The organism is Amycolatopsis sp. EV170708-02-1, assembly GCF_022479115.1.
Taxonomy (GTDB): Bacteria; Actinomycetota; Actinomycetes; order Mycobacteriales; family Pseudonocardiaceae; genus Amycolatopsis.
In genome coordinates, this window is sequence record NZ_CP092497.1 from 6,732,014 (window position 1) to 6,743,292 (window position 11,279).

General features: G+C 69.2%; 16 protein-coding genes. 2 read left to right on the top strand and 14 right to left on the bottom strand.

The window, feature by feature from the left end:
• Positions 1–80: 80 nt before the first annotated feature.
• The 3 genes from MJQ72_RS30565 to MJQ72_RS30575 all read right to left on the bottom strand — a co-directional run bounded on the left by MJQ72_RS30565 (position 81) and on the right by MJQ72_RS30575 (position 2,611).
• Positions 81–743 carry a class F sortase gene (locus tag MJQ72_RS30565; RefSeq protein WP_240594508.1) on the bottom strand — a complete coding sequence of 221 codons (663 nt, stop codon included), beginning with the start codon at positions 741–743 and terminating at the stop codon, positions 81–83.
• Positions 744–899: 156 nt separating this feature from the next.
• Positions 900–1,529, bottom strand: a complete 630-nt coding sequence (locus tag MJQ72_RS30570; protein ID WP_240594509.1) for a class F sortase — start codon at positions 1,527–1,529, stop codon at positions 900–902.
• A gap of 8 nt (positions 1,530–1,537) precedes the next feature.
• Complete coding sequence (locus MJQ72_RS30575) at positions 1,538–2,611, bottom strand: hypothetical protein (RefSeq protein ID WP_240594510.1); 1,074 nt, start codon at positions 2,609–2,611, stop codon at positions 1,538–1,540.
• Between the two features lie 265 nt (positions 2,612–2,876).
• Here MJQ72_RS30575 and MJQ72_RS30580 point away from each other — a divergent pair, with 265 nt between their 5' ends.
• Together MJQ72_RS30580 and MJQ72_RS30585 are read left to right on the top strand one after the other, a co-directional pair.
• A complete protein-coding gene (locus MJQ72_RS30580) occupies positions 2,877–3,260 on the top strand; it encodes a helix-turn-helix transcriptional regulator (protein ID WP_240594511.1) in 384 nt (127 codons plus the stop codon).
• A gap of 2 nt (positions 3,261–3,262) precedes the next feature.
• Positions 3,263–3,676: a Fur family transcriptional regulator gene (locus MJQ72_RS30585; RefSeq protein WP_034316411.1), complete on the top strand. Its 414-nt coding sequence runs from the start codon at positions 3,263–3,265 to the stop codon at positions 3,674–3,676.
• 72 nt (positions 3,677–3,748) lie between these two features.
• Here the strand turns inward: MJQ72_RS30585 and MJQ72_RS30590 are convergent, their stop codons facing one another.
• The 11 genes from MJQ72_RS30590 to MJQ72_RS30640 all read right to left on the bottom strand — a co-directional run bounded on the left by MJQ72_RS30590 (position 3,749) and on the right by MJQ72_RS30640 (position 11,187).
• Positions 3,749–4,474 (bottom strand): TIGR03943 family putative permease subunit, encoded by a 726-nt coding sequence (locus tag MJQ72_RS30590; RefSeq protein ID WP_240594512.1) that lies wholly within the window; start codon positions 4,472–4,474, stop codon positions 3,749–3,751.
• Positions 4,471–5,487, bottom strand: a complete 1,017-nt coding sequence (locus MJQ72_RS30595; protein WP_240594513.1) for a permease — start codon at positions 5,485–5,487, stop codon at positions 4,471–4,473. Before MJQ72_RS30595 ends, MJQ72_RS30590 begins: the two co-directional genes overlap by 4 nt.
• A 37-nt stretch (positions 5,488–5,524) precedes the next feature.
• Positions 5,525–5,947, bottom strand: a complete 423-nt coding sequence (locus MJQ72_RS30600) for a hypothetical protein (protein WP_005158775.1) — start codon at positions 5,945–5,947, stop codon at positions 5,525–5,527.
• Positions 5,944–6,765, bottom strand: coding sequence for an isoprenyl transferase (locus MJQ72_RS30605; protein WP_240594514.1), 822 nt, complete (start codon positions 6,763–6,765; stop codon positions 5,944–5,946). The genes MJQ72_RS30600 and MJQ72_RS30605 overlap by 4 nt, the downstream gene beginning before the upstream one ends.
• Positions 6,766–6,805: 40 nt before the next feature.
• Positions 6,806–7,567: a DNA repair protein RecO gene (gene recO, locus MJQ72_RS30610; RefSeq protein WP_240594515.1), complete on the bottom strand. Its 762-nt coding sequence runs from the start codon at positions 7,565–7,567 to the stop codon at positions 6,806–6,808.
• Between the two features lie 49 nt (positions 7,568–7,616).
• The gene (locus MJQ72_RS30615) at positions 7,617–8,048 is read right to left on the bottom strand and encodes a CD225/dispanin family protein (RefSeq protein WP_125793224.1); all 432 of its coding nucleotides are present in this window, start codon (positions 8,046–8,048) and stop codon (positions 7,617–7,619) included.
• A 38-nt stretch (positions 8,049–8,086) separates the two neighbouring features.
• Entirely contained in the window at positions 8,087–8,560 is a 474-nt protein-coding gene (locus MJQ72_RS30620; RefSeq protein WP_240594516.1) for a CD225/dispanin family protein, read from the bottom strand.
• 56 nt (positions 8,561–8,616) lie between these two features.
• Positions 8,617–9,900 carry an RDD family protein gene (locus tag MJQ72_RS30625; RefSeq protein WP_240594517.1) on the bottom strand — a complete coding sequence of 428 codons (1,284 nt, stop codon included), beginning with the start codon at positions 9,898–9,900 and terminating at the stop codon, positions 8,617–8,619.
• Between the two features lie 120 nt (positions 9,901–10,020).
• Positions 10,021–10,473, bottom strand: coding sequence for a DUF2752 domain-containing protein (locus MJQ72_RS30630; RefSeq protein WP_126729486.1), 453 nt, complete (start codon positions 10,471–10,473; stop codon positions 10,021–10,023).
• Entirely contained in the window at positions 10,470–10,820 is a 351-nt protein-coding gene (locus MJQ72_RS30635) for a CD225/dispanin family protein (protein WP_007034859.1), read from the bottom strand. The genes MJQ72_RS30630 and MJQ72_RS30635 overlap by 4 nt, the downstream gene beginning before the upstream one ends.
• 25 nt (positions 10,821–10,845) lie before the next feature.
• Positions 10,846–11,187 carry a CD225/dispanin family protein gene (locus MJQ72_RS30640; protein WP_007034858.1) on the bottom strand — a complete coding sequence of 114 codons (342 nt, stop codon included), beginning with the start codon at positions 11,185–11,187 and terminating at the stop codon, positions 10,846–10,848.
• Between the last annotated feature and the right edge of the window lie 92 nt (positions 11,188–11,279).

Below are 11,279 nucleotides of genomic sequence, written 5' to 3' on the forward strand. Positions count from 1 at the left end.
AAGCATGCGGGGACGGGTATGGGCTAGAAGGACAAGACTAACCGCCCGTCCCCGCACGACCTCCGGCGAGGTCGGACCGCTCAGGGCCTGCTGACCAACGAGGCGGTGACGACGCGGTTGTCCTCGTAACCGTCGGTCCCGCCGACGTACTCGCCACCGCAGGTGACCAGCACCAGCCGATGCGGCCCGTCCGGCCCGAACAGTTTCTCCGCCTGTTCGGCGAGTTTCGTCTTGTGCACGGTGACGATCTCGCCGATCTTGTACACCCACCTGCCGCCGTCGGTGTCGACGACGTTGACCTCCTGGCCGGTCTTGAGCCGCCACAATTCGTCGAACGGGCCCTTCTTCCCCTTCCAGTTCACATGCCCGGAGAGCAGGGAAGCGCCCTGGTCGGCGCCCAGTTTCGCGCCCCACCAGGTGGCTTCGTCGAGTCCCTCGGGGATGGGGAGGGTCCCGTCCGCGGTCAGTTCCTTGCGGATCAGTTTCGCCGTGCCGCCGCCGGGGAGTTTGACCGTGCCGGGCGCCTGTCCCAGGTCGGCCGGGGTCTGGGGCGTCTGTCCCGCGGACGTGTTCGCCTGGTCCTGGATGGCCGCGACGACAGGATCACTCGTTCCGGTGAACACGAACACCGCGACCACGGCCGCCACCACGAAGATCGCGGCGCCGATGAGGATGAACCCCAGGCTGGAGCGCTTTTTCGGCTGCTCCTCACTCGCCGTACCGTCGTCGAACTGTCCCACCATCGGGTATTACTCCTTGCTCGCGTCTGGCCGCCGGAGCGGCCGGTGTCGCTAGACACGCGACGCGAGCTGACCTGGGTTGCATGGCATTCCGCGTTTCGTCCTCTGAATGCGGTCCTTGCGCGTGCAACTACCGCATTCAGAGGACGAAACGCGGGGTCAGGCGGGCGGCCCGGAAACGGGGGTCGCGACGATCACCTGGTTGTCCCGGTAGCCGTCGGTCCCGCCCAGGTAGTCGCCACCGCAGGTGACCAGGACCAGCCGATGCGGCCCGCTCTGCGCGAACAGCTTCGCCGCCTGCGCGGGCAGGTCGTTCTTGTGCACCGTGACGATCTCCCGCACGCGATAGACCCAGATACCGCCCGCCGCGTCGCTGACGGCGACCTCCTGGCCCTCCCGCATCCGCCACAGCTCGTCGAACGGTCCTTTGACGCCGCCCCAGTTCACGTGCCCGGAGATCAGCGCCGTACCCGCTTCGGCGCCGAGCCGCGCACCCCACCAGGCCGCGTCGCCGAGCCCGCGCGGGATCGGGAGGACGCCGGTGGAGTTGACCTCGGAGCGCACGAGCCTCGCCGATCCGCCTTCGGGCAGGCGGATGGTGCCGGGCCGCTGCCCGCGTTTCGAACTGTCCGCGGGCAGCGCCAACGGAGCGCCGTCCTCACCGGGCAGGACCGCGGGTTCCGCGAACGACACCGTCTGTTCCGACGGGATCCAGGTCAGCACGATCACGCCCGCGGAGATGGCGAGCGCCGAGACGACGGCGGACAGTGCCGCCAGCCATGGCCGCACGGGAGGAGCTACTTCTCCCGCACCGGAACGGGCTTGCGACGGCGGAAGAGCAGCATGGCCGCGGCGCCGATCACGATGCCGCCACCCAGCAGCCCCAGCCCGACCACGGTCCGCGTCGAATCCTCGGCCTGCGGCGGGATACCGCCCGCGGGCACCGTCCCCGGCACCGCGGGCTGCTCGGGCGCCGCGCCCGGCCCAGTACCGCCGGCGGGCTTCGCGACGAAGTTCTTCGGGATCGAGCAGCTCACGCCGCCGAGCACGAGCGTCGTGCGGGCCTCGCGAAGGTCCTTGCCCGCGTCGTCGCGCACGTGCGTGACGATGTCCACCTTCCAGCCCGCCACCGCGGTGACGTCGCCGCTGCGCCAGCCGTCCTGCCGGATGAGCTGGTCGAAGGCGGTCACGCGGGACACGGTCAGGTCGGAGGTGGTCTTGTCCTTACTGGCCGTCTTGTCGATCTCGCCGATCGAGGGCGGGCCGAGCTTGAGCCCCTTGACGTCGACACCCGAGGCGCCGGACGGCTTGAGCGTGCCGGTTTCGTCCCGCACCCAGATCTTGCCGACACTCGTCGACGACGTCGCCTTGCCCGGCGACGAGCAGTCGACGGAGCTCTTCGCGCCTTCGAGCACGAGCACGGTGTTGTCGGCGGGCTTCGCGCCGCCGCGCCCGTTGTCGAGCAGGGCGTAGTTGCTCTCCGCGACCGCCGTCGGGACCGTGGTCTGCTGCAGCGCGGCGACCACGTTGTGGTCACGGCTGGCGATACCGGGCGGGAACGGGCTCTGCGCGCCGAAACGGCCCAGGTTGACGGCCCATTTGTCGCCGAAGGTGTTCTTCTCGCCGTCGTCGCGCGGGACGACGGTGCGGTCCGGGGAGAGTTTCGACTGTCCGGGCGTCAGCGGCGAGCGCTGGGTCTCGGTGATCAGCGATCCCGGGTTCCCGATGCGCACCGACGCCACGTTCGCGAACGACACGGGGCCGGTCTTCTCATCGACGGCCTGCGTCGTCTGCGCCGAGGCGAGCCCCGGAACCGACGCCAAAGCGAAGGCCGCCGTCGCGGCGGCCAGCTTCGTCACGAAACGAGTCATGTCTCCCCACTGCCTCTCCGGGCCCTCAGAGCGCGGTCGTCAGCGTACGAGAAGCGACGAAACGCTCCGCGACAACCTTGCACCGTTGGCGACCACATGCGAAGTGGAATGGTCATTTCTTTGCGAAGTCACCCGAATGGAGCAGTAACATCGCCGCCAAGTGGTCGCCCGGTCGGCGAACAGACCACCGGGGGCGGGAACACTAAGATGGGCTGGACTGTTACTGGCAATGACTTCGGAAATCATGATGGACATGGAGGCGGCGATGGCTACGGTGACCCCGGACTCTGCCGCCCCGGGCCTCACGGAGGACCCCGGACCGCATTCGTCGGCCCGTCCCCCCGCCGAACCCGCCACGTCGGCCTCGCCCGCCGTCCTCGCGGACGCCGGCGACCTGCTCAGGGCGCTCGCCGCGCCCGTGCGCATCGCCATCGTCCTGCAGCTGCGTAACGCGGACAGGTGCGTGCACGAATTGGTGGACACGCTCGATGTCGCGCAGCCGCTGATCAGCCAGCACCTGCGGGTGCTGAAGACCGCGGGTGTCGTACAGGGTGAGCGACGCGGCCGTGAGGTGGTGTACCGGCTGGTCGACGATCACCTTGCGCATATCGTGGTGGACGCCGTAGCCCACGTTCAGGAGGGGAAGTGAGCATGAGTCCGACGACGGCCAACAGTTCCGCGCCGGTGCCGGGACGCCGGTCGACGAAACAGCGGGCCGCCGTGGTCGAGCTGCTCAAGGAGATCGACGACTTCCGTTCCGCCCAGGAACTGCACGACGAGCTGCGCAAACGTGGCGACGGCATCGGGCTCACCACGGTGTACCGGACGCTGCAGTCGCTGTCGGAGGCGGGCGAGATCGACGTCCTGCGCACCGACACCGGCGAGGCCATCTACCGGCGCTGCTCGTCGCACCACCACCATCACCTGGTGTGCCGGATCTGCGGCAGCACCGTCGAGGTCGAGGGGCCCGCGGTGGAGCGGTGGGCCGAGAAGATCGCTTCGGAGCACGGGTTCTCCGACATCAGCCACACCGTGGAGATCGTCGGGACCTGCTCGAACCACTGACGAGCTGTCCGTCTCGTGAGTGGCAAGGACGGTTAGAACCGTCCTTGCCACTCACGAGGTGACACAGTCCGCTCAGTACTCGTACGGGTCCTTCGGCGCCGGCACCTGCCGCACCGACGTGAGCGTCAAGTCCGGCATGTAGCTGTTCTCCCGCACCGCGGTCCCCGGCACGACCGTCCCGGTGACCTCCAGCCACGTGTCGTTCCCGTAGCCCGACACGCCCTCGCCGACCATCCGCACGGTGATCGGGAAGGCGTCGGCGGCGCAGCAGCCGATCACCATCCGCGCCAGCATCGTGTTGCCCTCGTTGTGCACGACGAACCCGGACAGCCGCACCGTCCGCCCGTTCAGCGAGCCACTGGAATCCCACCCGGCCCGGCTGACGAACTCGTTGACCTCCAGCGGCACCACGTCGCCGGCGGGCAGCGGCGGGAAGGCGGCCGCGTTGCTCGCCGAAGCGCTCTGCGGTGCCCTCGCCTCGGTGCGGGTCACCGAATCGGCGCCGAGCGCGGGCGGCGCGACCAGGAACACCGCCAGCACCGGCACCATCAGCAGCCAGGCCGACCGGGTGTTGTGGTCGTGCGCGTGGATGTCCCCGGACACGACGGCGGCGGCCCGCGCGGCCAGCAGGTCGCGGACGATCGCGACCGCGCCCAGCGCGACCATCACCGCGCCGCCCGCGATGATCCACGGCTGCTGCGCGGGTTTGACGTAACGCAGGTAGTCGCCGTTGATCGTGATCTTGAGCAGCGCGCCGCCGAGCAGGATCAGCAGGATGTTCTGGGTCTCGCGTTTCACACGCCACCTCCGAGGATCAGCACACCCGAGACCACCGCGCACGACAGCGCGACCACGAACGTCACGGGCGCGAACCGCAGCGCGAACGATTTGCCGAAGGTGCCGGTCTGCAGGGCGAACAGCTTCACGTCGATCGCGGGCCCGACCACCAGGAACACCAGTTTCGGCAGCAGCGGCATCGCGGTCAGCGACGCGGCGACGAAGGCGTCGGCCTCGCTGCACAGCGCCAGCACGACGGCGAGCACGGCCATCACCAGCACCCCGAGCACGATCTGCTCGCCCAGCACCCCGAACCACTTGGCGGGCACCAGCACGTTCATCGCGGCGGCGATCATCGCGCCGAGCACGAGGAACCCGCCCGCCTCGACCAGATCCGCCCGCGCGGTCTCGGCGAAGGTCTTCCAGCGCGAACCGTGCTGGACCTCGGGTAGGCGCCGCAGAGCCCGCTCCGCGATCCAGTCGAGCTTGCCCCACTTCGCCCACAGCCAGCCCATCACCATCGCCGTGGCGAGCGAACCGGCGAACCGCGCGAACACCATTTCCGGGTTCCCGGGGAACGCCACCGCCGTGGCGACCAGCACCACCGGGTTCACCGCGGGCGCGGCGAGCAGGAACGTCAGCGCGGCCGCGGGCGCGACCCCCTGGCCGATCAGCCGCCGCGCGACCGGCACCGACGCGCATTCACACCCCGGCAGGGCGACCCCGGCCAGCCCCGCGACCCCGACCGCCGCACCGGCCCGGCGAGGGAGCACCTTCTCCAGTACCCGCGCGGGCACGAACGCCGCGATCGCGCCGCTGATCAGCACCCCGAGCACCAGGAACGGCAGTGCCTGCACGCAGACGGCGACGAACACCGTCGAGCCGGTCCGCAGCGCGGGCACGTCGAACACCTGCTGGAGCCAGCTCTGCCCGAGGATCGCGATCAGCAGGATCGCGCAGAGCACCTCGATCGAGGTGATCTTGAACCGCCGGGCCGGCTTCTTCTCCGGGGCGCTCCTGGAAATGGTTTCCATGCGCGCGATGATGCCAGGTGACCCTGTGTTCCGGCGGTCACTCCCCGGGAGCGGTGCCCAGCAGGTCCGAACGCAGCTGCGACGCCGTCGAGACGACCAGCATGAGCAGCGTTCCGAGCGGCGAGGGGTCCATGCCCTCGGCCGGGAACGCGTACCTCAGCGTGATGTCGATGCCCTTCTCCGAACGCACGACCCCGAGCGTCCCGAACAGGCCCTGCCCGGCGCGTTCGGCCGCCGAGGCCGCGATCGCCGGGTCGTCCGGCAGATCCCAGGCGACGACGCAGGTCAGGCTCAGCACGGTCAGCCCTTCGGCCAGCCGGGTCGCCTGGATGACGCACGGGACGTCCGCGTGCGAGAAGGTCAGTGCGCCGTCGTCGTCGACGTGGACTTCGAGATAGCGCTCGAGGGCTTCCCGTGCCGACGTCAGCAACGCCGCCGTGTCGGCTGCTTCGGTGGTCATGCCTTCCCTTCGGAAGCTTTGTCGACGGCCCCGCCGAAGCGACGGTCCCGTTTCGCGAATTCGAGGCAGGCCCGCCACAGGTGGGTGCGGTCGAAGTCGGGGAAGAGCGTGTCCTGATAGACCATCTCGGCGTAGGCCGACTGCCAGAGCAGGAAGTTCGACGTCCGCTGCTCCCCCGACGGCCGCAGGAACAGGTCCACGTCCGGCATGTCGGGCTGGTACAGGTACTTGCCGATGGTCTTCTCGGTGACCTTGTCCGGGTTCAGCTTCCCGTCGGCGACGTCCTGGGCGATCCGGCGCATGGCGTCGCCCAGTTCGGCACGGCCGCCGTAGTTGACGCACATCGTCATGTTCAGCGCCGTGTTGTGCTTGGTCTTCTCCTCGGCGACCTGGAGTTCCTTGATGACGCTCGCCCACAGCTTGGGGCGGCGCCCCGCCCAGCGGATGCGGACGCCGATCGAACCGAGGTAGTCGACCTGGCGGCGGATGGTGTCGCGGTTGAAGCCCATCAGGAAGCGGACCTCTTCCGGGCTCCGCTTCCAGTTCTCGGTGGAGAACGCGTACACCGAAAGCCATTTGACGCCGAGTTCCACGGCGCCGCTGGCGACGTCGATCATCACCGCTTCGCCGCGTTTGTGGCCCTCGATCCGCGGCAGCCCCCGCTGGTTGGCCCAGCGGCCGTTGCCGTCCATCACCAGCGCCACGTGTTTCGGGAGGAGTTCCTTGGGGATCTCCGGCGGCCGGGCACCGGACGGATGCGGCTCCGGCGCGCGAAGTTCGAATTGTGACGCCTTGTTCTCGCGTCCCCTGCGCAGCACCTTCGAGCCTCCTGATCGAGTGAAACCTGTGCCTGCGACCCTACTGCGCTCCGGTGGCGCTCTCCCGTGCACGCCTCTCCACCAGGGGCAGCGACCGCAACTGGCGCTCCAGATGCCACTGCAGATGCGCCGCGACCAGGCCGGACGCGTCCCGCCGCGGCACCGGCAGCGACGCCTCGGCCACCGGCCACTCGCCGTGCAGGAGCGCCGCGAGCAGTGTCAGCACCTCTGGGGACGGGTGGACACAGCCGGGAACCCGGCAATCCGGGCACATCGACCCGCCGGCGGACACGCTGAACGCCTTGTGCGGCCCGGGCAGGCCGCAGCGGGCGCATTCGGTGATCGCGGGCGCCCAGCCGGCGTAGGCCATGGCCCGCAGGAAGAAGGCGTCGAGGATGAGGGAACTGTCCCGTTCGCCGCCCGCCAGCGCCCGTAGCGCGCCGACGACGAGCATGTAGAGCTTGAGCACCGGCTCGCCTTCTTCGGCGGACAACCGGTCCGCGGTCTCGGCGATGGCGCTCGCGGCGGTGTAGCGCTGGTAGTCGGCCACCAGCGGCAGCGCGAAGGCGTCGACCGTCTCGACCTGGGTGATCACGTCGAGGGAGCGGCCGGTGTAGAACTGGACGTCGACGTGCCCGAACGGCTCCAGGCGCGCCCCGAAGCGCGATGACGTCCGACGCACGCCCTTCGCGACCGCACGGACCTTGCCGTGCCGCCGCGTGAGCAAGGTGACGATCCGGTCGGCCTCACCCAGCTTGTGCGTCCGCAACACCACTCCGGTGTCGCGATAGAGGTTCACCACCCCGACATCGTCCCACCCGGGACCGACATCGGGGTGGTGTGCCCCGGAATCAGCAGTAGCGGCCGTAGCAGCTCGGCACCGACGAGGCCGCGACGATCGAGATGATGATCATCACGATGGCGAACACGCAGCCGAGGCCACCGATGATCGAGGCGATCATGCACATGGTCCTCGTGGACCTCGACGCGTCCGCGGCGGCGGCGTAGTTGCCCTGCATCTTGTAGGTGTTGACCTCGTTGGACTTCATGATCGCGAAGATCGCGATGATCCAGCAGAGGAAGATGCAGCCGATCGCCCAGCCCTTGTAATCCTTGATGGCGTTGATGTCGCCGCCGCCACCGGGCATGCCGCCCGGCGCGCCGTAAGGGGAAGGCTGGCCGTACGGGGCCGGCTGGCCGTAGGGGGCGGGCATGCCACCGGACGGCGGACCATAGCCAGGCTGCTGTCCGTAGGGCTGCTGCTGGCCGTAGGGGTTGGTCATGAAAGTGGTCCTCGTTGTTCTTTCGGCTACGGGTCGGGCTAGATGCTCGCGGCGACCAGGACGATCCAGAGAATGGAGAACAGGCAGCCGACACCGCCGATGATCGAGGCGATCATGCACATGGTCTTCGTCGACTTCGACGCGTCCGCGGCGGCGGCGTAGTTGCCCTGCATCTTGTAGGTGTTGACCTCGTTGGACTTCATGATCGCGAAGATCGCGATGATCCAGCAGAGGAAGATGCAGCCGATCGCCCAGCCCTTGTAGTCCGGGATCGAGTTGATGTCACCGCCGCCACCGGGCATGCCGCCCGGCGCGCCATACGGCGCGGGCTGACCGTACGGCGCGGGCTGGCCGTAGGGCGCCGGCTGGCCGTACGGCATCGGGTTCGGCCCGGAGGGCTGGCCGTACGGCGCGGGCGTGGCGCCGGACGGGGGTCCGTATCCGGGCTGAGGCTGCTGGCCATAGGGCGGTTGCTGGCCGGGGCCGGGCTGCTGGCCGTACGGGTTCGTCATCGGGGTTCCCCACTTTTGTCGCATTTGCCGGCGGGTGGATCCCGCCGGTTTTTTCCTTACTGTTGCGGTGTTCCAGGCCCGTTCGGCCCATCCGCTCCGGGCAGCTGCTGCCTCAGCTGTTCCGGGGTGATCTTCTGCGTCGGCTCGGCTTCGTCGAACCCTGACGGTGCCTGCTGAGGCTGCTGCCCCGGGCGAAGGACCTGAGTCGGCTCGGCCTCACCCAGGGCCGGCCCAGGCTGGGACTCCGGTGACGGCGCCGCGGTTCCCTGCGCCTGCTGCCCGAACGGCTGCGGCGGCTGGGGCTGCTGCGGCGCGCCGAACGGCTGCTGCTGCGGCTGCTGCCCGAAGGGCGAGGGCTGGGCCGGGAACGGCGATGACGGCGGCGGCGCGGGGAATCCCGGCGACTGGCCGAACGGCGCCGACGCGGGCGCGGCGTCGGCCTCGCCCGGCACGACGACGGTGCTGAGGATCTTGTCGGCGAACGTCTGCTTCTTCTCGTCCCACAGCGGCCAGAGGTAACCGAGGCCGCAGACCCAGCCGTCCAGGTTGTGGCACAGATCCCGGACGAAGGCCATCAGCGGGCCGATCGGCTGGCCGTCGCTCTCGCGGACGAGCTTGATCTTCAGGATCTTCTTGCCGAGCGACTGGCCGGTGGTGCCCATCTTGATCCACCGGTTGTAGACGGTCCAAGCGAAGCCCGCGAGGTAACCGAGACCGGCGATGAACAGGCCGAGTGTGTCCGGCCCCGCCGCCGAGATGATCGCGCCGATGATCGGCAGCACGACGATCGGGCCGAAGTCGATGAGCGTCGCGCCCGCGCGCAGGCCCCAGTGGGCGTAGTCGGTCTGCGGACCGAACTGGGAGGCCTGGCCCTGCTGGCCGAACGGCGAAGGCTGTCCCGGCTGCTGCCCGAACGCGGATTGCGGCTGCGCACCGAACGGCTGGCTCGGCTGCTGGCCGAAAGGAGAGGGCGGCTCGCTCTGCTGCGGCTGCTGCCCGAACGGCGAAGGCTGGTCACCCTGCGGCGGGGACTGCTGCTGACCGAACGGCGAAGGCTGCGCGCTCTGCTGTTGCCCGAACGGCGAAGACGGCTCGCCCTGCTGCGGCTGCGAAGGCTGCTGACCGAACGGCGAAGGCTGGTTTCCCGGGGCCTGCTGTCCGAACGGCGAAGGCTGGTCCCCCGCCACCGGCTGCTGAGGCTGTTGCCCGAACGGCGAGGGCTGTTCTCCCGACGGCTGCTGTCCGAACGGCGATTGCGGCTGCGGTGACTGCTGCCGCCCGTCCCCGGATCCGGGCGGCGGCTGCTGTCCCGGCGGCTGCTGGCCGTAGGGAGTGGTCATCGAAATCCCCTCGCTGGTTGCGGCGACCCGGGCTGAATGTACGGCATGGGTACACACCGAGCAGACCGGTGCGCGGGAGCGTACTCGGTACCACCGACGATCCGGGCCTCGGCCCGGCACTCACACGTAGAGCGAGGTGAACGGGGCGAAAGGCAGGTTACGGATGACGAACCAGACGACGAACACGACACCGAACGCGAGCGGCGTCCAGCGCCAGTGCAGCCAGCTGTTCACCGCGCGGCCGCGGAGCCTGCCGACCGCCCAGGCGACGGTGCTCCAGACGAGCAGCAGAAGGACCACAAAGGACACCGCGTTGTAGTGCAGTGCGGCGGGGATGTCCCCGTGCAGCGCGCTGTAGACCATGCGCATGCCGCCGCAGCCGGGACAGGCGATGCCCAGCAATGTCTTGGTGGGACAGACCGGAAGCGGCCCGCCCGGAGTGGTGGGATCACCCAGCCAGAGGACGACGCAGCCGAGGCCCGCCCCGGCCGCGATGGCGAGGGGCGGCCCCAGCGCGCGGGCCTTCGCCTTGAACCCGCGCGCCGGGAATCCCGTGTAGACGGACGACGTCACGGCGTGAAGCTTCCCGCCGACGCGCCGATGATGACCATCACCACGATGAAGATGATGTACAGCAGGAAAAGACCGCCGGTGGCGATCGCTCCCCACATGGACCACTTCTTCGCGTCGTCGGCGGCCTTCTGGGCTTCGGCGTGGAAGCCCTGCGACCACAACGTCTGCACCTGGCTCGACTTCACGATCGCGACGATACCCAGCGGCAAGCAGCACAACACCGTGCAGAGGATGGCCCACACCAGGTTGTTGTCCGGCGGGGGTCCGTAGTTCGGCATGCCGCCGTAGTACGGCTGCTGCGGCGGTGGCCCGCCGGGAGGCGGGTAGTTCGGGTACTGGTCGGTCATGAGGTCTCCCCCTCGAGCGCCGGGATCAGCGGTAGTTGTTCACGTCCACCGAGGCCGCGAAGACGCCCAGGACGACGACGAGGACAACGTACAGAACGATGAGGACGCCACCGACGATCGCCGCGATGATCGACCACTTCTTGGCGGCGTCGGCCGCTTCCTGCGCCGCGGCGGGCTGGCCCTGCGCCCAGAGGGTGTTCACCTGGTTCGCCTTGACGATGGCGACGATACCGAAGGGCAGGCAGCACAGGATCGTGGTGAGGATGGCCCACACCAGGTTGTTGTTGGGCGGCGGGCCGGGGTTGTTGAAGCCGCCACCGCCCTGAGGGTCGCCGGAGTAGTTGGGCAGGCCCTGGTTGTCGGTCATTTACCGCTTTCCCTTCACGAATGAGATGTGGAACTCCGACCCGGGCGCGCCGCCCGATCAGCGATCCCCGGAGTCAAGGGTTGAGACTCTAA